The organism is Mycobacterium lacus (assembly GCF_010731535.1).
Taxonomy (GTDB): Bacteria; Actinomycetota; Actinomycetes; order Mycobacteriales; family Mycobacteriaceae; genus Mycobacterium; species Mycobacterium lacus.
On sequence record NZ_AP022581.1, the window covers coordinates 4,387,325 to 4,411,837 of the forward strand.

Here is a 24,513-nt window from a genome sequence, read left to right on the forward strand (position 1 = left end):
CCCAGACAGCACCATGCCGGTGGCCAACGTCCTTTGTCCAATACCGATCCGCTAACGGTCAATAGCCGGTGGCTATTGACCCTGGATGAGCGGTTGATCACCGTCGATAAACGGCGTGAATCGCCGAATAGGGACCCGATCTTGGACACGGCCGGCGCACCGGACGACAGTGATGACCGAGGCACATCACCCGTACCCGAGGAGTCGGCACCATGACCACATCGTCGCGACTGACCGACGGCTTCCACCTTGTGGTGGACGCGCTCAGGGCCAACGAGATCGACACCATCTACGGGGTCGTCGGCATCCCGATCACCGATCTCGCCCGCACCGCGCAGGTGTCGGGAATCCGCTATATCGGCTTCCGTCAGGAAACCTCGGCCGGCTACGCGGCCGGCGTCGCCGGGTTCCTCACCCGCCGGCCCGGCGTGTGCCTGACGACATCGGGCCCCGGCTTCCTCAACGGCCTGCCGGCGCTGGCGAACGCCACCACGAACTGCTTTCCCATGATCCAGATTTCCGGATCGAGCCAGCGCCCGATCGTGGATCTGCACCGCGGTGATTACCAGGACCTCGACCAGCTCAACGCGTCGCGGCCGTTCGCGAAGGCCGCCTACCGGATCGGCCGAGTCGAAGACATCGGGCGTGGCGTTGCCCGCGCGATCCGCACCGCGATCTCCGGCCGGCCGGGCGGCGTCTACCTCGACATCCCCGGCGAGGTGCTGGGCCAGACCCTGGACAGCTCGATAGCTTCCGGCACCATATGGCGGGTCGTGGATCCGGCACCCCGCCAGCTGCCCGCACCCGAGGCCGTCGATCGCGCCTTGGATGTGCTCGCCCACGCGCGGCGACCGCTGATCGTGCTCGGCAAGGGCGCGGCATATGCGCAGGCCGACAACGCGATTCGGGAATTCGTCGAGAAGACGGGCATGCCTTTCCTGCCGATGTCGATGGCCAAGGGGCTACTGCCCGACTCGCATCCACAGTCGGCGGCCGCGGCCCGCTCCCTGGCAATGGCCCGGGCCGACGCGGTCTTGCTGGTTGGCGCCCGGCTGAACTGGCTACTGGGCCACGGAGAGTCGCCACAATGGTCGGCCGACGTCAAGTTCATCCAGGTCGACATCGCGGCAGCGGAATTCGACAGCAATCAGCCGATCGTGGCGCCGCTGGCGGGTGACATCGGTTCGGTGATGGCGGCGCTGCTCGACGGCATGGCCGCCCGCCCGGTCGCCTCGCCCACCGCCTGGGCCGACGAACTCGCCGAGCGTAAGGCCCGCAACAACGCCAAGATGCGAGAGCGCCTGGCCGAGGATCCGCACCCAATGCGGTTCTACAACGCGCTGGGCGCCATTCGCGCTGTGCTGCAACGGAACCCGGATGTCTACGTGGTCAACGAGGGAGCCAACGCGCTGGACTTGGCGCGCAACGTCATCGACATGGCGGTCCCGCGTCACCGGCTCGACACCGGAACCTGGGGGGTGATGGGCATCGGCATGGGCTACGCCATCGCCGCGGCCGTGGAAACCGGGCGGCCCGTCGTCGCGATCGAAGGTGACAGCGCATTTGGCTTCAGCGGCATGGAAATCGAGACCATCTGCCGCTACCGGCTGCCGGTGACCGTCGTCATCCTCAACAACGGCGGTGTCTACCGCGGCGACGAGCAGGCGGCCGGAAACGATCCGGCACCGACCGTGCTGAACGCGCGAGCGCGCCATGAGCTGATCGCAGAGGCGTTCGGCGGCAAGGGATATCACGTCACGACGCCACCCGAGCTGGCGGCGGCGCTCACCGCGGCGCTCGCGTCTGGCGGGCCGTCGATCATCGACTGCGAACTGGACCCGTCCGCCGGGGTGGAAAGCGGACACCTAGCGAGCCTCAACCCCACCAGCGCGCCAAGGGGTTAGCCCGCGAGCAGACGCAGAATCGCACGGCGCGGACATCGCGCGTGCGATTCTGCGTCTGCTCGCCGGTCAGCGCCGACGGGTGATTCCCAGCAGCCGAGCCTCGAAGAACTCGTCGAGCCCCGACTGTTGCGCGCATGCGGCGAGAGCGCGGGCAACGGGCGATCCCGGTCCGGCCGAGTTGGTCGCCAGGGCGATCTGTGCTGTCAGGACCGGATCGACGAGCTGCACCGCGCGGATCTCACCGGCCATCGGCCCCGAGAGCGGCGCGGTCCACAGCCAGGTGTGCGGCACGATGCACGCCCACTCGCCCGCGGCAACCTGTGCGAATAGCGAAGCGACGGAATCGGTCTCGACCTGAGGGCGCACGGTGATGCCGTGCTTCGCGAAGGCTGCGTCAACGATCTGCCGGTCCCGCATGTCCGGTGTCAGCAACGCAAGTGGGAGCTGTGCGGCCTCCGGCCAGACCAGCGTCGAGGCACCCGGGGGCAGCATGTCCGCCGGCGCCAGCAACACATAGTGCTCCTCATAAAGCGGCACCAGGTCCACGTCGTGGGCGTCCTCGGGCGCGGGATGCACGATGACGGCGTCGAGTTCGAACTCGCGCAGCCGCCGGTACAGTTCGGTGGTCGCCAGCCGGGAACGGATCTGCACCTTGGCCAACGGATGTGCGGCACAGAAGGCCGACAGCAACAGTGACGCCGTCGTCGAGGCGGTGGGAACCGTGCCCAGCCGAAGCGTGCCGGTGATCCCGGACCGCACGGCGTCCACCTCGGCCTTGAACGCATCGTGCTCGGCCAGAATCCGTTTGGCCCACACCACCAACCGCTCGCCCTCGGGGGTGAGGCCCTCGAAGCTGTGCCCGCGGTTGATCAGGGTGACGTTCAGTTCGCGTTCGAGCTTGGCGATCGCGGCCGAAAGCGCGGGCTGCGACACGTGGCACTGCTCGGCGGCCCGGGCGAAGTGGCGCTCTCGGGCGACCGCGACAAAGTACTCCAGTTGACGGAAGAGCACCCGCACCTCCTCGGCACTCGGGCACCGGTCTCGCTGAGACTACCGCTACTCGACCGCCACGACGGCCAACCGGGCTACCGGGACGATGTTTGCTACGACGGGTAGTGGGTAGACAGCCAGTAGAATACCGTGTGTTGATCGCACCATCTCGAAGGGTGGACGCCATGCATCGAGCGGTTAGTTATCTGTTTGTTATGACTGCGATCACGGTCATGGCGATCGCGGGCGCGGGCCGCCCCAGTATGGCCGCGGTCCCGGTTCCCCGCCCGATTCCCGGCGTTGCTTCGATCCTGCCGGCTAACGGCGCGACGGTCGGCGTGGCGCACCCGGTGGTGGTGACTTTCACCGCGCCGGTCACCGACCGCCGCGCCGCGCAGCGGGTCATCCACGTCACCTCGCCGGCGGGCATTCCCGGGCACTTCGAATGGGTGGATGACAATGTCGTGCAGTGGGTTCCGGACCGCTATTGGCCCGCCCACACCCACGTGTCGGTGGGAGTGCAGGAACTGACGGACGGCTTCGAGACGGGCGACGCGCTGCTCGGTGTCGCCAACATCTCCGCGCACACCTTCACCGTCAGCCGCAACGGCGAGGTGCTCCGCACGATGCCGGCGTCGATGGGCAAGCCCAGCCGCCCGACGCCGGTCGGTAACTTCACCGCGTTGTCGAAGGAGCGCACCGTCGTGATGGACTCGCGGACCATCGGCATCCCGCTGAGCTCCCCGGACGGGTATCTGATCACGGCGTCGTACGCGGTCCGCGTCACCGGGAGCGGCGTGTACGTGCACTCGGCCCCCTGGTCGGTGAACTCGCAGGGCTACGCCAACGTCAGCCACGGATGCATCAACCTGAGCCCGGACAACGCCGCGTGGTACTTCAACATGGTCAGCGTCGGCGATCCCATCCAGGTGGTCGCATAGCCGCCGTGGCTCGAAACCGTCACGCTGCCACACTATTTGGGTGGTTTCCCGCTGCCGACGCGCGCACACACACATCGCAAGCGTGCGGTAAAACTACGTTGGACACGCAGCGGCAGAAGGCCGTTCAGACTTTTCGGACGCTCTAGCGTTTCGCCTCGTTTCGGCGAGCAGCACACGGCTATAAGCGAAATTGCTGGCGATGCCAACGATCAGACTCGGTGCGATTGTTATTGCGATATCCGATGTGCCCGCCACCACGTGGCCTAGAACCAGCCAGGATGCCGTCAACGTGGAATTCCCCAAGGCGGCTAACCAGAAGCCGTGTACGGGATTTGACGGCCATCGAAATAGTCGTTCGAGCACCATCGCCAGCACCAGAGTCGCGGTCAGGCTCAGCGCCGCTTGCGTCAGGCCGGCGTGTAGCGCGACGTCGAGGCCGGAACGGAAGTGGGCGAATGCGGCCCAACAACCGTAGGACACGCCCGCGGACAGTGCGAGCAATACTGGCCGAGCATGGGCTCGCACCCGCCGACAATTGGCGAGGGTACGTGTAGGAGTCATGGCGCGCATTGCCGCACCCTACCTTGAACCTTCGTCAAATTCGATGCCCGCGTAGTAGTAAATTTGGCCTATCCCACCAGGGACGATAGCGGGAGGACAGCTAGGTCCACCAATCAGGGGACAACATTCCCGTGCGGGCGGGGGACAGACGCCATCGGCGCGCGCTATCTACTATTCACAAGCCTGCGAAATTGTCGATCGCATGTGTCTAAATCGCGCGGTATTGGGATATTTGTGAAGCCCGGTGTCTTCACCGGATCGGGAAAGGCTCCTGGGGCGCGAGGTGATAAGAAGAATTGAGGAATCGATGATTTCTGAGGACGCACCGCCACGGCTGGAATGGGTGACACGGGCGCGCCGCTTGCCGGTGGCATTCGCTCAGGTCCGTGAGGACGCGTTGCAGGACGTGTGGCTTGCGTCGCGGCAGCACCGGACGCGAGGCGAGGCGTTGCGGATCGCGTTGACGGCCTCCGGTGGGTGCACCGCCGCCACACTGGCGGCCTCTCCGGGCGTGGGTTTGCTGCATCTGGTCGACGCCAACCCCGCGCAACTGGCGTTGGCCCGGCTCAAGCTGTACCTGCTGGAGACGGCCAGCAGCCCAGAACGGATGCGGTTGCTCGGACACACGCCGATGCCGGCGGCCCAGCGTCACACCGCACTGGAGTCGGTGTTCGCCGCGTTGAACCTGGAGCCCGATGCCTTGGGTCCGGTGCAAGAGGTTGCCACGCAGGGCCCGGATTTCTGCGGCCGGTACGAGTGGCTGTTCGCCGCGTTGCGGCACGAGCTCGCGGAGTGGCGCGACGAATTGGATGGCGTTCTGGCGCTGCGCAATCCGGTCGAGCAGTCGCGGCTGGTTGCTCCCGATACGGCCCTCGGTGAGGCGTTGGACCGCGCCTACGATGCGGCGTTCGACCTGGACATCCTGGTGGAGTTATTCGGTGAGGGGGCGACGGCCAACCGTGTCGAGCCGTTCGCCCGGCACTTCGCCCGCCGGACCCGGCATCTTCTGGCAACCCAGCCCGCGGCAGACAATCCCTACCTGTGGCAGCTGCTGGCCGGGCGCTACCCGAGCGTCACGGTGCCGTGGCTTGCCCAGGAGTCGCCAGTACTGCGGTTGCCAGAGGTCACCTTCGCGCAAGACACCATGGATGAGGCACTCGCAGCGGTTCCGCCCGGCGGGTTCGACATCGTTCATCTGTCGAACATCCTCGATTGGCTCTCTCCCGCACAGGCTCGGGTGACGTTGGAGCGCGCCTGGCAGGCCCTGCGGCCGGGCGGCATTGTGGTTGTGCGCCAGCTGAACTCGACGTTGGATGTGCGCGGCTGCGGCCCGGAGTTCCGATGGGACCCGGTGGCCGAAGAGCTGCACGACCGGGACCGCAGCTTCTTTTACCGGGCTTTGCACGTCGGTGCGCGGCCCTGACCGTGCTCGAACCAGATTTCTCCCTGAACACCCACCCCGATTGGAGAACTATGCCCACGACCGAATATCTCACCCAGGCCCCGCGCGTAACGGAGCGGGCCGAGCAGATTCTTACCGGTGTAGGAATCGCGGCTAACCCATATCTGACCACACTGGTCGACGGCAGCATGACGTTGGACCATTTCCGCGTCAGCCAGGAGCAGTTCGGTTTCGCCGTCACCTACTTCGCCCGGCCGATGGCCGCGCTGATCTCCCGGATGGAATTACCCGGCCAGCGGCTCGGCATTTTGAGCAACATCCTTGAGGAGCACGGCGATTTCAAGCCGCACGCCTTCCACCACGCGACGTTCCGGCAGTTCCTGGCCAGCATCGGCAGCGACGATGCCGAGCGCCTGGATGCCCTGGTCCCATCCCCTCAGGTTCACGCGTTCAACAGCGTCCTGACCTCCGTGTGCACGATGGAGGATCTGGCGGTGGGGACCAGTTGCCTGGGCATCATCGAACATGCCTTCGCCGGGATCTCGGCCACGATCGGCTCGGCCGTCGTGGAGCGCGGCTGGGTCGCCGAGGACGATCTGGTGCACTACGCACTTCATGCGGAGATCGACGAGCAGCACGCCGAGGACTTTTTCGTCCTCGTCGAACCCAGCTATGACGACCCCGGCACCCGCGCCGCTGTCGACCGCGGCCTGCGGCTGGGCGCATACGTCTTCAACCGCCTCTACACCGACCTGTACACCCTCGACGGCTGAGCAGCTGTGACCGTCGTTCACAGGCTTCAGGGTCCGCCGCCGCCCGACTTGGCCCGGGCGCTGGAGATCTTCGAGGAGCAGTTCAGCTACCCGCTGGGTCCGGGTCGCACCTTCCGAATCTCGCATGGCGCCGACTACACACGGTTCTTCAGCGCGATGGGCGAGGAGGCCATGGTGTTCGTGGCCGAGCGCGACGGCCGGGTGATGGGCACCGTGGCAATCGCCCTGCGACCGCTGCGGACCCCCGACGGGCACCTGAAGCGCTCCGCGTATGTCGGGGACTTGAAGATCCTGCCGGCCGAGCAGGGCGGGCGAACCATTCTGCGGCTCGGCGTGGCCGTTCTCAGAGAAGCAAAGAAGCACAGCGAAGCCGAGGGGGCTTTCTGCGTGGTGATGGATGGCACCGCCCAGACACCGACGGCCTACTCCGGCCGGCTCGGCATGCCTGCGTTCCATGAGCTCGCCCGCATCACCGTATTGCGCATCCCCACCTGCCAGCCCTCCCACGCCACCGCAGAACACACCGCCCACCCGGTATCCCCAGCGGCTGCCGCGGAGTCCTACCGGCGATGGACACAAGGCCACTACGCCGTGCCCGCCGGCGACGCGACGCGGCGTTCCGAGCTAACCCCGACCGCACTCATGCTGCCGGACGGCTCGGCGTGCGGCCTGCTGGAAGACACCCGCAACGCCAAACGCCTCCTCACCGACAACGGTGAGCTGCGAAGCGCGCACCTGTCAGACTTCGCCTACCGCGCCCCCGAGCGCGGGGCAGCGCTCATACGGACTGCGCTGCCAGTGGCGGCCAACCACGGCAACCCGGCCTTGTTCGTCGCCGTCCCGGCAGCCGACACCGACGCGTTCCTTGCCCATCTGGGCATCGCGGAAACGGTGGTGGCCCCCGCGACGATCTATGGGTGTTCAAGCCTGGCCGCGGGGGCGCGATGGAGCGTCAACACCGCGGAGATCTGAGGGCCTCCACGCCAACCACGAAAGGACATTGCGATGGCGGAAGCCACAACTGATGCGATTCGGTTGCCCGCGGGTCCGAAAGTGCCGCGTCTGATTCAGGCGTTGGCATACGTTTTCGCGATGGAGCGCGCCCGGTCGTGGTTGACCAAGCGGTATGGATCCGGATACTGCCTCAACCTACCGGTTTACGGTCCTTCGCTTGTCGTCAGCGACCCGTCGCTGATGAGGGAACTCTTCACATCCGGCAGCGATCTCGTCCGCCGGCCAACGACCCTTGGCCGGATGCTGGGGCCGGGCTCGACCTTCAGCATGAATGGCGCCAAGCATCGTGAGCGTCGCAAACTGCTGGTACCGCCGTTTCACGGCAAACGCATGGAGACATACTCGACGATCGTCGAGGAAGAGTTCCTGCGCGAGGTCCAAACATGGCCCGAGGGAATCGAATTCGAGACCCTGCCATCAATGACATCGATTACGGGCAACGTCATCTTGCGCGCGGTCTTCGGCGCGCACGGCGCCATTTTCGATGAGCTCCGTCACTTGGCGCCGCGGACGATTCTTCTCGCTAGTCGCATGACCGTCGCTCCGGGATGGTTGCGGCGCGACCTTGGCCCCTGGAGTCCATGGGCCAAAGTGCAATCGGCTCGCCGGCGTTACGACGAGCTGGTCGCCCAGCTGATCGCTGAGGCTCGCGCGGATTCCAACCTCGAGGAACGAACTGACGTGCTGGCGTTGATGCTGCGGGCTCGTTACGACGACGGTTCACCAATCAGTGACGCTGATATCAGCGACGAATTGCTGTCGCTGCTGGTGGCCGGACACGAAACGATTGCCACCACCCTGGCGTGGGTTGTCGAACGGTTGCGCCGGCACCCTGATGTCCTGGCGCAACTTGTCCACGAGGTGGACAACGGCGAAACGGCGCTGGCGCAGGCGACGATCTGGGAGGTGCAACGTTGCAGGCCGGTATTGAATCTCATCGGTCGACGCGTGGAAACACAGATGCGCCTGGGCCCGTGGGTGCTCCCGAAGGGGCATCACGTTGTCGGCGATATTTGGACCGCCCACCATGCGTCGAGCAGCTACGAGGATCCAGAACGGTTCGACCCCAGCCGCTTCGCGGATGGACCACCAGACAGTTACACATGGGTGACCTACGGCGGAGGCGTGCATCGTTGCATCGGCGCCGCGTTCGCAAACATGGAGATGACCATCGTTCTGCGGATGCTGCTGCGCCAGTTCGAGCTGGCTCCGTCTTCTGCTCCAGGCGAGCCGGTCCATTTTCGAGGTGTCACCAACGCGCCGGCTCATGGCGGGCGCGCCGTGGTGCACCGCCGGTCGGCCAACTCCCGCAATGGATATGCGTCCAAGGATGCGACGCTCGAGCTCGACCACGCCCGCAGCTGGGGCTAGGGAGGTGTCACATGACTGAGAGTTCGATCGCCTGGGTGGACGGGACGGTGACGACGGTCGACCAGCGTGCGTTGCCGCACGAGTTGCGGCAGCTGCGGATCGCGACGGTCGACGAACTCATCGAGGCGATCACGACTTTGGCTATCAGGGGTGCGCCCATGCTTGGGGTCGCCGGGGCATTTGGGGTGGCGTTGGCCGCTTCAGAGGCCGCCTCAGAGGCCGCTGTTGGCGACGACGCGGATGCCGAGCACGTGAGGCGGCAGGCCGCGCGCATCGCGGAGGCGCGGCCAACCGCGACGAACCTGCGCTGGGGTGTGCAGCGGGCGCTGGCCAAGCTGCCGCAAGGATCCCAAGCGGTGCTCGACGAGGCGCTACGGATGCTGGCCGAGGATGCTCAGGTGAACCGGGCCGCCGCCACCCACGCGGCCGATCTTGTTGAGCGGTTGTGTCCCGGTCGGCCGTTGCGCATCCTGACTCATTGCAATACCGGGAGGTTGGCGACGACCGCGTTCGGCACCGCGATCGGTGCGCTGCGGGTGCTGCATTCCCGCGGCAAGATCGACAGTGTCCTGGTAGATGAAACGCGCCCGCTGCTGCAGGGCTCCCGGCTGACCACGTGGGAGCTGGCCGAAGCCGGCATCCCGCACCGACTGACCATCGATTCGGCCGCGGCGTGGGCCATGGCGAGCGGCCACGTCGACTGCGTCATCGTCGGTGCGGACCGCATCGCCGCCGACGGCGCGGTGGCCAACAAGATCGGTACCTATTCCCTGGCGCTGGCGGCGCACCGTCACGACATACCGTTCGTCGTGGTCGCGCCCGAATCGACGCGCGACCCGTCCACTGCGACCGGACTCGACATCGTCGTAGAGGAGCGGGCGGCCGCCGAGATCACTCACTTCAATGGCGCCCCGGCCGCCCCCGAAGGCACCGCGGTGTTCAATCCCGCATTCGACGTCACCCCACCGGATCTGGTCACGGCCGTCGTTACCGAGAACGGTGTCGTCGGACAGGACATGAGGGCAAATGCCCCGAATGCCGTTGCCCACCAGATCATCGACGTCGCGCGCGGGTTGTATGCACGGGGCTGGATGGCCGGGACGGCAGGTAACATCTCGGTTCGCACCGGAGACACCGCGGAGATCACCGGCAGCGGACTGTCCAAGGGGGAATTGGCTTCCCACGACATCGTCACGGTGAGCATTATCGACTCCCGCCTGGTGTCGGGCACGCGACGTCCCTCAGCGGAGACCGCCATTCACACCGCCATCTATCGGGCCACCGGAGCCGGTGCCGTCGTCCACGTGCACCCGCCGCATGCCACCGCCCAATCCCTCGGCGCGGCACAGACATTGCGGTTCGGCGGCTACGAGCTGATCAAGGGGCTGGGCGCATCGGAAACGATCGATATTCCGTTGTTCCGCAACCACTCCGACGTCTCGCGCATCGGCGTCGACATCGAAACCTTTTTGACCGAGCACCCCGATGCCCCGCCGGTGCTGGTCATCGCCGGTCACGGCATTACGGCTTGGGGGGTCGACCTCGCCCAGGCCCGCGATCGCGTCGAGTGCCTGGAGGCGATGTGCGAGCTGGTGACGCTCTCCGGTCGCCGCGAGATCGGAGCAGAGCTCGCCGCGAAGGTGCCCGCGTGACACTGGTACAGGTGATGGCCGACAGCGATTCCGCCTGCGTGCGGCTGCGTACTCGCGATGTCGAAGAGATCGGCGCCGAACTTGCCAAGCGCAACATCGTCTTCGACCGTTGGCCGGCCTCGCCCGCCGTCGGCGCGGCAACGCCGCCGGGCCAGATCTTGACCGACTATGCCGACTACATCGCCGAACTCAATGCCGATCAGCGCTATAAACATATTGACGTGGCCCGGCTGCAGCCCGACGATGACGACCCTGGCTGGCCGGAATCGGCCAGGCTCGCACGCGGGAGGTTCCTTTCCGAGCACCGGCACGCCGAAGACGAGGTGCGCTTCTTCGTCGCCGGCCGGGGCTGCTTCTATCTGCATCTGGGTCCGGAGGTGGTGGCGGTGGTCTGCGAGGGCGGTGACCTGTTGTCGGTGCCGGCGGGCACGCCGCACTGGTTCGACATGGGCATGCGACCCGATTTCGTGGTGATCCGGTTCTTCGAGGGGAAGGACGGTTGGATCGGCGACTTCACCGGTGACGGTATCGGGGAACGGTTTCCGACGCTCGATGAACTTGTCCTAACATGATCGCCGCGATCGTCATCGACATCGAGGGGACCACCAGCCCGACCAGCTCGGTACACGCTCTCTTCGAATACACCCGGCAGCGTCTTGCTCAGTGGCTGATCGACAACGTCGGCGGCGCCGCGGACGCCGTGATCGCCGGCGCGCGAGAATTGGCCGTGCTACCTGAGGCCGGCTCGGCCGAGATCGCCCAAACCCTGTGTCAATGGCTGGATTCGGATGTGAAGGCCGAACCGCTGAAGACCCTACAAGGTTTGATCTGCGCTGAGGGCTTCCGTAGCGGCGCCTTGCACGGCGAGTTCTTCGACGACGTATCGCCCGCGCTGAGGGCCTGGCATGATGCTGGCATCGCGCTTTACGTGTTCTCGTCGGGTTCGGTTCGCAATCAACAAGACTGGTTCGCGCATGCCCGAGGCGGCGAGCTGGCGTCGTTGGTCGGTGGCTGGTTCGATCTGGCCAACGCCGGCGGCAAGCGCCTGGTCTCGTCCTACGAGACGATCGCTCGGGTGATCGGGTTGGCGGGTGACCAGATCCTCTTTGTGACCGATCATCCCGACGAACTGGACGCCGCCGCGGCCGCGGGTTGGTCGGTACTGGGTGTGGCCCGGCCGGGGGAACCCTATACGCCACGGCCTCCGCACAGGTGGGTCGGCTCGCTCGCCGATGTCGATCTCGCGATAGGAGGATGACGTGGCACGTCGACCTTTGCAAGCGTTTGAAGTCATCGGTACCCGGCAACTCACGCCGCACATGGTCCGGGTGGTGCTCGGCAGCAGTAACTTTGACGCCTTCGCGCCGAGCAAATTTACCGATTCCTACGTCAAGCTGGTATTCCTCGCCGAGGACATCTCCGTGTCTGGGTTGCCCCGGCCGTTGACACTGGACAGCTTCGCCGACCTGCCGCCCGAGAAGAAGCCTTCGGTGCGGACCATAACCGTCCGCCACGTCGATGCGGCCGCCCGCGAAATCTCCCTGGACATTGTCATGCACGGTGAGCGCGGGGTGGCGGGGCAGTGGGCGGCGTCCGCCCAACCCGGCCAGCCGATCTACCTGATGGGGCCCGGCGGCGCCTACGCCCCCGATCCCGCCGCCGACTGGCATCTGCTGGCCGGCGACGAATCCGCGCTCCCGGCCATCGCCGCCGCGTTGGAGGCATTGCCCGCCAAAGCGATCGGCAAGGCCTTCATCGAAGTCGCCGGCCCCGATGACGTGATACCGCTGACCGCACCGGAATCCGTCGAGGTGACCTGGGTCTACCGCGGCGGCCGCGCCGATCTGGTTCCCGATGATCGCGCCGGGGACCACGCACCGCTGATCGAGGCGGTCACCAGTTCTCCGTGGCTACCCGGACGAGTGCACGTCTTCATTCACGGCGAGGCCCAAACCGTCATGCACAACCTGCGCCCGTATATCCGCAAACAGCGGGGCGTGGACGCGAAATGTGCGTCGTCGATCTCGGGCTACTGGCGGCGCGGACACACCGACGAGACGTTCCGGCGGTGGAAGAAGGAACTCGCCGCAGCGGAGGCGGCGACACAGTAGTCAACCCAGCCCGCGGTGGGCGGTCGATGCCCGGCTGGGCACTCTCATCGGCCACCAGAACCAGCGGCCCAGCAGTGCGGCTATGGCCGGCGTCATAAACGACCGGACCACCAACGTGTCGAACATCAGGCCCAGGCCAATCGTGGTACCCACCTGGCCGATGATCCGCAGGTCGCTGACGACCATGGATGCCATGGTGAAGGCGAATACCAGGCCCGCGTTCGTCACGACCTTTCCGGTGCCGCCCATCGAACGGATGATTCCGGTCTTCAGCCCGGCGCCCATTTCCTGCTTGAACCGCGCCACCAACAGCAGGTTGTAGTCAGATCCCACCGCCAAGAGGGCGATAATCGACATCGTAAGCACCATGTAGTGCAAGCGAATATCGAGAATATGCTGCCAAAGCAGCACGGATAGTCCAAAGGAAGCACCCAGCGACAGCACTACCGTGCCCACGATCACGGCGGCAGCGACAAACGCGCGGGTGAGGATCAGCATGATGATAAAAATCATGCACAGGGCAGAAACTCCCACAATCAGAAGGTCCCAGCCGGCGCCCTCGGCGATGTCTTTGACGGCGGCTGCCGCGCCGGTCACGTAGATCTTGGCGTCCTCCAATGGGGTTCCCTTGAGCGCCTCTTCGGCCGCGGTGCGGATCGCGTTGATACTTGCGATGCCCTCGGCCGTTTGGGGGTCGCCTCGGTGCAAGATGATGAAGCGGGCGGCGTGTCCGTCGGATGACAGGAACGAGTCCATGGCACGCTGAAAGTTCTTGTTTTCGAACACTTCCGGTGGCAAATAGAACGAGTCATCGTTCTTGGCGGTGTCGAACGCTTTGCCCATGGCGTTCGAGTTTTCGCTCATCTCGTCCATCTGGTCGAATACGCCCGACATGGTGCTGTGCATGCTCAGCATCATGGTGCGCGAGCTTTCCAAGGATTCGATCGTCGGCGGGAACGTGGCGAGCATCTGGGGCATCAGCGCGTCCAGGTTCGTGATGTCACTCACGAGCATGCCGAGTTTCTCGTCGAACTGGTCCAAACCATCCAGCGCATCGAAAACCGATCGGAAGGACCAGCAGATCGGAATGTCGTAACAGTGCTTTTCCCAGTAGAAGTAGCTGCGGATCGGCCGCCAGAAGTCGTCGACGTCCGCGATTTGGTCGCGCACCTCCGCGGTGATCTGCTGTAGCACGACTGTGTCGTTGACCATTCGGTGGGTATTGTCGGCAAGCTGCGACATGACGTCGTACATCTGGCGCATCGCGCCGATCATTTTGGCCATTGCCTCGGCCTGCTTGAGCAGGTCGTTCATCCGGTCGCCCTGATACTTCATCGTCTGCACTTGAAAGGCGTTTTGCATGCTGATCCGGAACGGTATCGTCGTGTGGTCCATTGCCGTTCCACCGGGCCTGGTTATCGCCTGGATCCGCGAGATTCCGGGAACGCGGAAGATTCCCTTGGCAAGTCTGTCCAGGATCAGAAAATCGGCCGGATTTCGCATATCGTGACCCGCCTCGATCATCAAAACCTCGGGCTTCATCCGGGCCTGGGAGAAATGGCGATCCGCGGCCGCATACCCCTGGTTGGCGGGGATGCCGGCGGGTAGATAGACCCGGTCGTTGTAGTTGATCCGAAGTCCGGGCAGTGTCAGCAGGCCGACGAGGGCGATGGCCAGCGTGGCGGCGAGAACGGGCAGGGGCCAGCGCACCACCACGGTGCCGACGCGTCGCCAGCCCCGAACGTTGAGCCGCCGCTTGGGGTTGAACAGGCCGAAACGGCTCCCGACAGTCAGCACCGCCGGCACCAGCGTCAACGCGACCGCCACTGTTATCAGCGTCCCCACCGCGGTGGGGACGGCCAGGGTCACAAAGGAGGGCATCCGGGCGAACATGAGGCAGAGGGTCGCACCGGCGATGGTCAAGCCAGTGCCCAAAATGACATGAGCGGTTCCGCGGTACATGGTGTAAAAGGCGCCCTCTTCGTGTTCGCCAGCCTGGCGTGCCTCGTGGTAGCGCCCGAAGATGAAAATCCCGTAGTCGGTGCCGGCGGCAATTGTCAGCGACGTGAGCAGGGTGACCGCAAAGGTGGAGAGTCCGATAACCCCGCTATGCCCGAGAAGCGCGACAACTCCCCGCGACGCAGCCAAAGCAACCCCGACCGCGCACAGCAAAACAATCACAGTGCTGACCGAACGATAGACGAGTAGCAACATCACAAAGATGACCGTGACAGTCGTCATGGTGATCTTGAGCATGGACTTGTCACCACTGCGCTGCATATCCACCAGGAGTGCCGACGCCCCCGTGACATAGGTATTGATCCCGGGCGGAGCGGGCGTCTCGGCGACGATCTTGCGGACGGCTTCGACGGATTCATTGGCCAGCGACTCACCCCGATTACCCGCCAGGCTCAATTGGACGGACACAGCCTTACCGTCGGTGCTTTGCGCGCCCGCCGCCGTGAGGGGATCGCCCCAGAAGTCTTGCACGCTCTGTATGTGCTTCTTATCGGCACGCAACTTGCGCAACAGAACGTCGTAGTACGTATGAGCCGCGTCACCGAGAGGCTGGTCGCCCTCTAGGACGATCACCGCTGAACTGTCGGAGTCACCTTCGTGGAACACGTGGCCGATGCGCCTGACCGCGTTATATGACGCCGCCTCCTGAGGGCTCAGTGAAACCGAACGCGCCTGCTCGACCACTTCTAACGATGGCACGAAGACATTGAGTGCGACGCAAATAGCCAGCCAGCCCAAGATGATGGGCACCGCAAACGCGCGGATCGTCCTCGCGATTAACGGCCTTTCCACCTGGACGCGGGGGGCGGAGTGGTTCGCGTGGCTGACGGTCATGCGGATTTCACCGGCAGTAAGTGTAGGCGTTCACCGCGTTGGGGGCATCGTCAAATCTCAACATGATTGTGACGCCGTGAACGCTAGTTGTTTCGGTGAGCCAAATGTATTGGCTTATTTGATCGCGACGGCGTCGGCGACCAACTAATGCGATCACGACGGCTTGTGGGCCTCGATGAGTACGCGGGTGGAGTACGTGACGAAGGGACCGCCGGCCTGGATTCGCTCATGCAGTGCGCGCAGACGATCGTAGTAGTGCTCGACGGTGAAGTCCGGCACCAACCAGATCACCTTGCGCAGAAAGTAAATGACGGCACCGATGTCGAAGAACTCCACTCGCAGCCGCTCCATCTGCAGGTTGACGACCTCGAGGCCGGCGCCCGTGATCCGTTGCAGCTCAACGTCCGGATACCGATCCGTTCCAGTCCGTGGTTGCGGCCCGAGAAAGTGTTCGCGCAGGGCCATCAGCGTGCCGGGCCCGACATGCTGTGCGAAGTAGATGCCGCCCGGCCGGAGCACCCGCGCGATCTCGGTCCACCACCGCTTGCTGGGATGGCGGCAGGTCACCAGGTCGAACGCATCGTCGGCGAATGGCACCACCGGCGCGTCGCCGGTGGCGACGACGACCACGCCCAGCGGATGCAGCAGCTTGGTGGCCAAAGCCAGGTTGGGCGGCCACGATTCGGTGGCGGCTGTGGTGGGCGGGAAGTTGCCCGCGCCGGCCAGCACCTCGCCGCCGCCGGTTTCAAGGTCTAGGGCCGCCGTCGCGTTCGCCAGCCGCTGGCTCAACTGTCGTTGATAGCCCCATGAGGGGCGTTGTTCGGTCGCACGGCCATCCAGCCAGGAGAAGTCCCAGCCGTCTATCGGTGCTGATTCGGCTTCGGCTACGAGATCCTCAAACGTCCGCGCCATACCGGCCACATTATCCGCTCCCTCGGGCGGGCGTGCACTTGCATCGGCAGCTTTGTACGACAGCCGCGTCGAGTTCTCTTGGACCGCAGGCTATTCCGATGCTTTCTCAACGAACTCCCCAACCCCGTCGTGCTCCGCTGGCCGGCGTGGCTAGCCCACGCCGGCCTCCACGATCTTGACGACGACCAATAGAACGGCGACCACAAGGTACGCGCGCAGAGTGAACAGGCCCGCGCGGCGGATCGGCGACATGATCGGGCGAGCGAGGGTGGCGAGGCTGGGCGTGCGCCAGTTCGCCTGGTCCTGCTTGCGGACAGCACGCCGTTCGGCACGCGTGAGCAGCGGGGTGTCGTTGAGTTCGTCGACCTCGGCGGGGTCCAACCCGCCGCCGAACGCCCGCACGATGGCTTCCGCGTCGCGCCGGTCGTGATGCCGCCGGCCGGCGATGATCACGGCGGCGCCGCCCACGATGCCGATCGCCGCGCCCACCGCCAGCCCAACCTCGATAGTGGCCGTGGACAAATCCGGGAAGAACGTCGTGGCGGTCAACGCCAATGAAAGTAGCACCAGACACCACACGACGGTCCACGCGATGATGTTCTGCCGCACGGTATTTACCCACGGGCCCAGAACCGCGCGGTCGTTGCAGAGCAGGACCAGGAACACAGTCGCCGAGGGCAACAGCACACCGGCGAGCGCCTGCACGCCCTGAGTCACCAGGCCCAGGATGTGGTCCGGGCTGAATGCGACCGCGGCCGACGCCGCAAGCAGCACAGCGTATCCGCCGTAGAACAACGGGGCCTCGCTGATCTTCCAGTGCAGTGAGTGCCGCCTCCCCAGCGAGTCACCGATGGCGTAGGTGGTGGCCAGCCCGATGGCATTTGCCCCGATCAACGATGCGTCGAGCAGGATGATCGCAAAGAGCGTCCCCACGGTGCCGCTGAAATGGTTGGCCAGGCCCGACGCGACCGCGCCCGCGTCGGTGAAGCCGCCGGCGGCGGGGGTACCGGCCAACCCGAACGCGGTAACCGCCATCAGCGCCGTCGCCCCGGTCATCACCACGACAATGCCGATGACCAAATCGGCTCGTGCGTAAGGAATCCAGCGCGTCGTGATCCGCTTGTCGACCACGTTGGACTGCTGGAAGAACAACTGCCATGGCGCCACCGTTGTCCCCACGATCGCGATGATCAAGAGAAGCACCGTGGAGTCGAGCCCACCCGGAAACTGGGGCATCAGCCCGCCGACGGTCCCCTTCAGCGTGGGATGAACCAGCAGCGTCATCGGCAGGACCACCACGTTCACCGCGATCAGCAGGAACATCATTCCCTCCCAGCGGCGAAACGAGCCCCCGGCTACCACGGCGAACAGCAACACCGCAGCGGCCGGGATAGCTATTGTCTTCGGGCATCCCAAAAAGCCGAGGGCCAGTGCTACGCCAATGAATTCGGTGACGATCGTCAATGCGTTGAGAATCAGTAGATCACCGACGCTGAACGCGCCCCAGAACTTGCCGAAGCGTTCGAATATCAGTCGCGCGTGTCCTACCCGGGTGACCGCACCCAACCGCAGGGTCATCTCCTGGTTCACGTACAGCACAGGAATCAGCAACACCAGGGTCCACAACAGGTGCATCCCGTAGTTCTGCCCGGCCTGCGCGTAGGTCGCGACGCCACCGGCATCGTTGTCGCCAACCATGACGATCAGCCCGGGACCGGTGATGACCATCAATGTCCGCAGTCGTCGCCAACGTCCGCTGATTGCACCGGTGTCGTCTCGGCGGATGCGGCCGAACGCGCCAACGATATCGCCGGCGTGCGCCGAATCCAGTACCGCCTGGCCGGACTCGTCGGGGGCCGCGGTTGCGGTCCGGCCGGGGAGGGCGGCGCGCAGACCACCGTGAAGCTGGGTGGAGGTCGAAGTCATCGGGTTCTCGCTATCTCAACAAGGTTGGACTGTGGGATCAGCGGAGGACACCGGGCGGCACCCGCCGCTGAATCGGTGTGGCGAAATCGATCACCGCCCGTTGCGCGCTCAGCGCGGGGCGGCGATCACCGCGATCGGCATCCGTGCCACATACCAGTTGGCGCGCTCCTGGGCGGTCAGCTGGCGCGCCGCGCACAACCTGGCCGTCAGACGGCGACCGATACGCAACATCGACCGTCCCCGCGCTCGCGTCACGCGGCTAACACGTTGTGAAACAACAAAAGTCATGATCTTCTCCTGTCGACAGCCCGATCGGCGCGCGACACTCAGAGAAAGATCAGGCAGGAGAAAGAGCGCCGGAACCGGATCGGGACAAGACGGATTTCGGATAGGGACTATCGCTGGGACTCATCTCGCCCTCACCTCCTCACGGCCAGGACACACGCGGGTGTCGTCACAGTCACCTGAACGGAAGAGGCATGAACGCCCGACGGTCGACCGTCGAGCACACCCCTCTCGTCGGAGCTTCGGCACTGCACGCCGTATCCGGACTACGTCCGGAAGCCACTTGGGCTCAACCCTTAGGCCGGGAAGAGCTGTCCTGACCCGGGGCGTCTCTCGACGTTCGGGGTCAGTGGCCTGTATCCGTGCAGACGCCTCACCTACCGAGGTGCTTGCAGCCTCCCATCGTGGCACCGAGGCGGCTGCCCGTCAAATGCCGGTCGCGGCCTACCCTCGACCACGTCGCCAATACTTTGCGGGACCCGGTTGATTTCGTCCTGCTCGACGGCTGGAAAGAGCTGTACCTACCGGTGATCAAGCTGCTGGACTGGCAACTGACTATCTGACCGACTCCTCCAGCCACGGCGTAAGCCATTTCACGCCCTCCGGCGTGAGGTGGACGCCGTCATTGCGCACCTTGATGCCGTCGACCTTGGCGGTGTAAACGCCATCCGGGCACAGCTTTTTGTTCAGGTCGATAATGCCGACGTTCGGGTGTTGGCTCACAGCGTTGCGCAGCATGGTATTCCACTGGTTGACCCGGTCCGGTTGGTCCTCCGGATACAAGTGGCCGTCCGGCTTTTCGCCGCCTCGGCTGTAGGGCACGGTAGCGACCATCACCCGAACACCGGTGGAGCCCACGATATTCAGCGCACGATGGAGCTCGAAGTTGAGGTAAGCGTCGAATGTTGGCTCGCCGATGTGCGTCCACTTGCCCTCGTTGACCCGGTCTACTGTTTCCCAGCGGCCGATGATCAGCAACGCGACGTCGGGCCGGTCCTGGCCGATCTGCGTCGTCCATCGGCCCGGCCAGGTATCGCATTCCGGTCTCTGCTCGAGGGTTTGGCCGATGTAGCGATACGGCGTACCACGCACCAGGCTGCAGCCGATGACGGTGTGGTCGATGAACCGGAATCCGGGCGTCGGCGGGAGGTAATGCATCAGCGTCCACCCGATCGAATCGCCGAAGACCGAAACGGTAAACGGCTGGTTGGGATCCCGCGGCCCGGGGGGCGGTACCGGCTGACCCGAGCCCGGCGGTGACGGGGAGACCGCCGCGACCGCCGAAACGCCAGGCGGGAGGCCGAATTCGCGTAGTCCGGGTCCGGTTCCGACGGGAACAACCAGCATGGTGGCCGCCGCCGCGGTGGCCACGGTGGCAGCCGCCAACGGCAGCAGCGGCACGCGGGCCGGTCGCCAGCGCCGGATGGGTTGCTCGATCAACCACCACGATGCGGCCGCCACCGCCACGGTGGCCCCGCACCGAGCGGCGAACAGCGTGGCGCCGGACCACCCGGTGCGTTCTCCGTTGAGCGCCAGAAAGATTGGCCAGTGCCACAGATAGACGCCGTAGGAGATGGTGCCCAGCCACACCAGCGGACGCCAGGCCAGGATGCGGGCGACCGCTCCGCGCTGCTCCAGCGCGACGGGTGCGATCATGACAACGGCGGCGGCCGCCACCGCGATCAGCAGACCACGGCGGAACTCCACCGCGCTACCCGTCGCGTAGTGACTCAGCGCCGCCAGCCCGGCCAGGCCGACGACCGGCAACAGGCGGGCGATCCGCCGTCCCCCCCGCGTCCGGATCAGGCACCAGCCGCAATTCAGCGACGGCCAATCCCGAACCAGCAGAGCCGATGCCGCCGAACCGATCAATAGGGCCTGCGCACGGGTATCGGTGGCGAAATAGATCCGGTCGCGCGTGGCGTCGGAGGCGAACACGATCGCGGCCACGGCGGAAGCCAAGGCGCCTAGCGTGGCAATCACGAACGTCGCGAACCGAACATGGCCCACGGTGGTTTTGGCGAAGTAACGCTTGGCCCGCGCCGCCAGCAGCAGGGTCACCGCGATCAACAGGACCGGCCAGACGAAGTAGTACTGTTCCTCCACCCCCAGCGACCAGGCGTGCTGTAGGGGTGAAGGCGGAGCGCCTTGCGTGAAATAGTTGATCTTTTGAGCAACGAACCGCCAGTTGGCCACCCAAAGGAACGCGGCGATCGCGTCGTTTCGCAGGCCGGTAAGGGCTTGGTAGGGAAGAAGTTCGCGTGCCACGCCTACCGTGAGCACCATCAGCACCAGTGCGGGCAGCAGCCGTCGCGCGCGGCGAATCCAGAACCCGGTCAGCTCGATGCGACCAGTGCGCCCCAGCTCGTCGAGCAGTAGGGAGGTGATCAGGAATCCGCTGAGGACGAAAAAGACGTCGACGCCGAGGAACCCGCCGCCCACGCCGGGAACGCCGCCATGCTGGGCGAGCACCAGCGCAACCGCTACCGCGCGAAGACCATCCAGCGCGGGAATGCCGCTGCGCCGCTCCGGTCGATCCCATATCGCCAACCGGCCGGCGCGGCGAACCGGGGCAACCCATCGGGGCCGCCGCGCAGGACGACCCGGCGCGGGGTGAGCCCCGCCCGGTTCAGCGCTCGCGGTTGGCGCGCCCCGACCACCAGGGCGTCCGGCGCCGTAGTTGCTGCCGATACGTCGCTGCCCCTCCTCTTGATCCCCGCAAGCTTAGATGCGCTCGCGCCGGATCTGGCCCAAGACACGCTAAGAACCGCAAGGGTTTTCCTAGATCGGGCCGACCGGATTCGCGTCCACTCCCGTGTTGGCCGAGGCCAGCCCGAGTTGCTCGAGCACATCCGCGGTGTCGGCGCCCAGCTCAGGGGCGGGACCGGCGACTCGGCCCGGTGTTCGCGAAAACCAGGCCGGCACACCCGGGAAGCGCACCGGGCCATGCGGGGTGTCCACCGTCTCGAAGAAGTCGACGGCGTCCAGGTGCGGATCCTCGAACAACGCCTCCGGACTGGACAACGACGATGCGGGTATTTCCAACTCACGGAACAGTTGCAGCCATTCCTCGGTGCTGCGCCGCGAAATCGTCTCGGCCAGCAACGCATACACAGTGTCGATTTCGCGTGCCCGCGCCTCGAGCGTGGCGTACCGATCGCTGGCCCACGCCGGCCGCACCGCGTCGATGAAGGCGGCCCAATGCCGGTCGTTGTAGATCAGCGCGGCGATGTAGCCGTCACTGGTGCGGAACGGCCGCCGGTTGGGAGCCACCGTTCGGGGATAAACCGCTGGGCCAAGCGGCGGATCGAACATCGCGCCGTTGGCGTGTTCGACCAGCATGAACGACGCCACCGCTTCGAACATGCCGATCTCCACCTCTTGCCCTTCACCGGTGCGCTCGCGGTGGAACAGCGCCATCATTGTCGCGTAGAGCGCGGTGAGCCCGGCGACCTTGTCCGCCAACACCGTTCCCACATAGTTGGCCTCACCGGTCAGCTGCTCTTGAACGAAAGGCAACCCGCAGGCCGCCTGAATCGTGTCGTCATAGGCCGGCAGGTCCCGGTTGGGTCCACGGCGGCCGTAGCCGTAACAGTTGGTGTAGACGATGGCCGGGTTGATGGCAGCGACGTCAGCGTAGCTGAACCCGAGCCGAGCGACCGCCTTGGCCCGCATCGAGTGAATGAAGACGTCGGCCCGTTCGATGAGCGCGCGCAGCGCGGCCGCGCCGGAGTCGGACTTCAGGTCGATGGTGACCCCGCGCTTGCCGCGGTTGACGTTCATGAAGACACCACTCATGCCGCGGGCCGGGCCGACCGAGACGTACCGGGCGTCATCGCCTTGCGGGGGCTCGACCTTGATCACGTCCGCGCCCATGTCGGCCATGATCTGGGTGCAATACGGTCCCATCACCATCGCGGTGAGGTCGACGACGCGTACACCCGCCAGCGGACCCGGCCGGTCACTCGAGCTAGACCCCAAACTAGACATTGCGCGCGCCTTCCTAGTCGGCATCACCTTCGGGGAGGCTGGGAAACACCTATTCACGGACGGCATTGATCCGTTCGGCCACATCCTCGATCGACCATGACGGACGATACACGCCACGGGTTCCGGCGATCGCCGCGCTGGCCACCCGACGGGCGAGCGCGATCGGCAGCTCACCGCTGACCAGCACGTCATACGCTAGGCCCCACGATGGCTGGGGATATAGGCAGGAAGCTCATCGGCGGGCGATGGATTCGCTGGGACGACGGCCGCGCCGCCGACGCCTACACACGCGGCTGGTGGGTTCACGACACGCTGGCCGATCCGCTGCGCGAGGCCGCCCGGCGCACGCCTCGCCGGGTAGCGCTGATCGATGCCGACCGGCGGCTGGACTGTCACACCCTCTGCCAGCAGGCGACGGCGCTCGCACGGGCCCTGCACGCGCGCATCCCCCCGAGCAGCGTGGTGTCGTTCATGCTGCCCAACTGGCACGAAGCCGCGGTCATCTACCTGGCCGCGACGTTGGCGGGCATGGTCGCCAACCCGATCCTGCCCTCCATGCGGGATCGTGAACTGCGGTTCATCCTCGAGGACGCCGACAGCCGGATGGTCTTTGTCCCCTCGTGTTTCGGCCGCCACGACTACTCCGCGATGTTGAGCCGGGTGACCGCCCAGATGGAGTCGCCGCCGGATGTCGTGGTGGTGCGTGGGGATCCCGATGCGGGCCACATCCCGTTCGAGTCACTGCTCGCGCCGCGGGCCACGGCGACCACCCCGTTGCCCGCGTTGAATCCCGACGCGGTGCGCCTGATCCTCTACACCTCTGGAACTGCGGGTCGCCCGAAAGGCGTTCTGCACACCCATAACTCGATCCATGCGCTGATCCTCCAGATCCGCGATCACTGGCTGGTCGCGCCGGGCGACGGCTTCCTGGTTGCGTCGCCGATCGCCCATATCGGTGGGTCCATCTACGCGTTCGAATGCCCGCTGCTGCTGGGCACCACCGCGGTGCTGATGGATCACTGGAACGCCGACGACGCGGTCCGCCTGATGCGAACCGAACGGTGCACTCACATGGCGGGAGCGACGCCCTTCCTCGAGCAACTGCTCGCCGCCGCGGAACGCGCCCGCACCCGGCTGCCCGACCTGAAGCTGTTCATCTGCGGCGGTGCGTCCGTGCCGCCATCCTTGATCCGCAGGGCGGCAGCGTATTTCGAGCCAGCGGTCGTCACCCGCGTGTACGGTTCGACCGAAGTACCGGTCACGACGATCGGGTCGCCGCGGGATCGCGATCACGCCGCCGACACCGACGGGCGCGTCGGCGTGGCCGAGGTCAGGCTAGTCGCCGGCGAAATACGGGCCCGCGGGCCGCAGATGCTGGTCGGCTATCAGCATCCCGAAGACGAGGCCGAATCCTTCGACGGCGAGGGATATTTCCGCACCGGAGATCTCGCGCGCTGGGTCGACAACGAGTACCTCGTGGTTACCGGGCGGGCCAAGGACATCATCATCCGTAATGGCGAGAACATCTCACCCAAGGAAGTCGAGGACATCCTGGCCGGTCACCCCGGCATCGCCGAGATCGCCATCGTCGGGCTGCCGGATGACCGTACGGGAGAACGTGCGTGCGCCGTCGTCGTGCCCACAGCGCCACCCGCCCCGGATTCGGGACTGGACATAGCCGGCTTGCGCAGCTTCCTGGATGCTGCCGGCGTTGCCCGGTTCAAGGCGCCCGAGCAAGTCGTTATCTGGGATGTCCTACCGAAAAACGACGCTGGAAAGATACTGAAGCATCAGATCAAGGCCGCGCTCACGAAGGCGGATCAATGAA

The 24,513-nt window shown here is 65.5% G+C and carries 19 protein-coding genes, 1 pseudogene and 1 riboswitch; of the genes and pseudogenes, 12 read left to right on the forward strand and 8 right to left on the reverse strand.

What is annotated here, in order from left to right; translation table 11 throughout:
• The first annotated feature begins 212 nt into the window (after positions 1 to 212).
• Positions 213 to 1,904 (forward strand): oxalyl-CoA decarboxylase, encoded by a 1,692-nt coding sequence (gene oxc, locus G6N24_RS20175; protein ID WP_085163174.1) that lies wholly within the window; start codon positions 213 to 215, stop codon positions 1,902 to 1,904.
• A gap of 66 nt (positions 1,905 to 1,970) precedes the next feature.
• Here the strand turns inward: oxc and G6N24_RS20180 are convergent, their stop codons facing one another.
• On the reverse strand, positions 1,971 to 2,915 hold the full coding sequence (locus tag G6N24_RS20180; RefSeq protein WP_085163194.1) for a LysR family transcriptional regulator: 945 nt from the start codon (positions 2,913 to 2,915) through the stop codon (positions 1,971 to 1,973).
• Positions 2,916 to 3,079: 164 nt separating this feature from the next.
• On the opposite strand from G6N24_RS20180, the gene G6N24_RS20185 reads away from it, so the two are divergent.
• The 9 genes from G6N24_RS20185 (at position 3,080) to G6N24_RS20225 (ending at position 12,719) form a co-directional block, all read left to right on the forward strand.
• Complete coding sequence (locus G6N24_RS20185) at positions 3,080 to 3,835, forward strand: L,D-transpeptidase (RefSeq protein WP_085163175.1); 756 nt, start codon at positions 3,080 to 3,082, stop codon at positions 3,833 to 3,835.
• An 868-nt stretch (positions 3,836 to 4,703) separates the two neighbouring features.
• Positions 4,704 to 5,819: a DUF3419 family protein gene (locus G6N24_RS20190; protein WP_085163176.1), complete on the forward strand. Its 1,116-nt coding sequence runs from the start codon at positions 4,704 to 4,706 to the stop codon at positions 5,817 to 5,819.
• A 50-nt stretch (positions 5,820 to 5,869) separates the two neighbouring features.
• Complete coding sequence (locus G6N24_RS20195) at positions 5,870 to 6,571, forward strand: TenA family transcriptional regulator (RefSeq protein WP_085163177.1); 702 nt, start codon at positions 5,870 to 5,872, stop codon at positions 6,569 to 6,571.
• A 6-nt stretch (positions 6,572 to 6,577) separates the two neighbouring features.
• The gene (locus tag G6N24_RS20200) at positions 6,578 to 7,543 is read left to right on the forward strand and encodes a GNAT family N-acetyltransferase (RefSeq protein WP_085163178.1); all 966 of its coding nucleotides are present in this window, start codon (positions 6,578 to 6,580) and stop codon (positions 7,541 to 7,543) included.
• Positions 7,544 to 7,576: 33 nt separating this feature from the next.
• Positions 7,577 to 8,956, forward strand: a complete 1,380-nt coding sequence (locus G6N24_RS20205; RefSeq protein ID WP_085163179.1) for a cytochrome P450 — start codon at positions 7,577 to 7,579, stop codon at positions 8,954 to 8,956.
• Positions 8,957 to 8,967: 11 nt separating this feature from the next.
• A complete protein-coding gene (mtnA, locus tag G6N24_RS20210; RefSeq protein ID WP_085163180.1) occupies positions 8,968 to 10,608 on the forward strand; it encodes an S-methyl-5-thioribose-1-phosphate isomerase in 1,641 nt (546 codons plus the stop codon).
• On the forward strand, positions 10,605 to 11,180 hold the full coding sequence (locus G6N24_RS20215; protein ID WP_085163181.1) for a 1,2-dihydroxy-3-keto-5-methylthiopentene dioxygenase: 576 nt from the start codon (positions 10,605 to 10,607) through the stop codon (positions 11,178 to 11,180). Before mtnA ends, G6N24_RS20215 begins: the two co-directional genes overlap by 4 nt.
• Entirely contained in the window at positions 11,177 to 11,866 is a 690-nt protein-coding gene (gene mtnC, locus G6N24_RS20220) for an acireductone synthase (protein ID WP_085163182.1), read from the forward strand. Before G6N24_RS20215 ends, mtnC begins: the two co-directional genes overlap by 4 nt.
• A 1-nt stretch (position 11,867) precedes the next feature.
• Positions 11,868 to 12,719, forward strand: a complete 852-nt coding sequence (locus tag G6N24_RS20225) for a siderophore-interacting protein (protein WP_085163183.1) — start codon at positions 11,868 to 11,870, stop codon at positions 12,717 to 12,719.
• Here G6N24_RS20225 and G6N24_RS20230 read toward each other — a convergent pair whose 3' ends face one another.
• The 4 genes from G6N24_RS20230 to G6N24_RS25000 form a co-directional block, all read right to left on the reverse strand.
• Positions 12,720 to 15,572, reverse strand: a complete 2,853-nt coding sequence (locus G6N24_RS20230) for an MMPL/RND family transporter (RefSeq protein ID WP_085163184.1) — start codon at positions 15,570 to 15,572, stop codon at positions 12,720 to 12,722.
• 153 nt (positions 15,573 to 15,725) lie between these two features.
• A complete protein-coding gene (locus G6N24_RS20235; protein WP_085163196.1) occupies positions 15,726 to 16,484 on the reverse strand; it encodes a class I SAM-dependent methyltransferase in 759 nt (252 codons plus the stop codon).
• A 150-nt stretch (positions 16,485 to 16,634) separates the two neighbouring features.
• Positions 16,635 to 18,410, reverse strand: a complete 1,776-nt coding sequence (locus tag G6N24_RS20240) for an NRAMP family divalent metal transporter (RefSeq protein WP_085163185.1) — start codon at positions 18,408 to 18,410, stop codon at positions 16,635 to 16,637.
• A gap of 108 nt (positions 18,411 to 18,518) precedes the next feature.
• Positions 18,519 to 18,698: a hypothetical protein gene (locus tag G6N24_RS25000; RefSeq protein ID WP_085163186.1), complete on the reverse strand. Its 180-nt coding sequence runs from the start codon at positions 18,696 to 18,698 to the stop codon at positions 18,519 to 18,521.
• 216 nt (positions 18,699 to 18,914) lie between these two features.
• Positions 18,915 to 19,087: riboswitch (M-box (ykoK) riboswitch) on the reverse strand.
• 78 nt (positions 19,088 to 19,165) lie between these two features.
• Here G6N24_RS25000 and G6N24_RS25950 point away from each other — a divergent pair.
• A pseudogene (locus G6N24_RS25950) lies at positions 19,166 to 19,252 on the forward strand (methyltransferase); the annotation flags it as partial.
• Here the strand turns inward: G6N24_RS25950 and G6N24_RS20250 are convergent.
• The 3 genes from G6N24_RS20250 to G6N24_RS20260 form a co-directional block, all read right to left on the reverse strand.
• Complete coding sequence (locus G6N24_RS20250) at positions 19,251 to 21,245, reverse strand: acyltransferase family protein (RefSeq protein WP_085163187.1); 1,995 nt, start codon at positions 21,243 to 21,245, stop codon at positions 19,251 to 19,253. The pseudogene G6N24_RS25950 and the gene G6N24_RS20250 sit on opposite strands and share 2 nt — an antisense overlap.
• A gap of 231 nt (positions 21,246 to 21,476) precedes the next feature.
• Positions 21,477 to 22,685 carry a CaiB/BaiF CoA transferase family protein gene (locus G6N24_RS20255; protein WP_139822649.1) on the reverse strand — a complete coding sequence of 403 codons (1,209 nt, stop codon included), beginning with the start codon at positions 22,683 to 22,685 and terminating at the stop codon, positions 21,477 to 21,479.
• Positions 22,686 to 22,734: 49 nt separating this feature from the next.
• Positions 22,735 to 22,872 carry a hypothetical protein gene (locus G6N24_RS20260; protein ID WP_163745577.1) on the reverse strand — a complete coding sequence of 46 codons (138 nt, stop codon included), beginning with the start codon at positions 22,870 to 22,872 and terminating at the stop codon, positions 22,735 to 22,737.
• Positions 22,873 to 22,892: 20 nt separating this feature from the next.
• Between G6N24_RS20260 and G6N24_RS20265 the strand changes: the two genes are divergently transcribed.
• Entirely contained in the window at positions 22,893 to 24,512 is a 1,620-nt protein-coding gene (locus G6N24_RS20265) for an AMP-binding protein (protein WP_085163189.1), read from the forward strand.
• Position 24,513 lies beyond the last annotated feature (1 nt).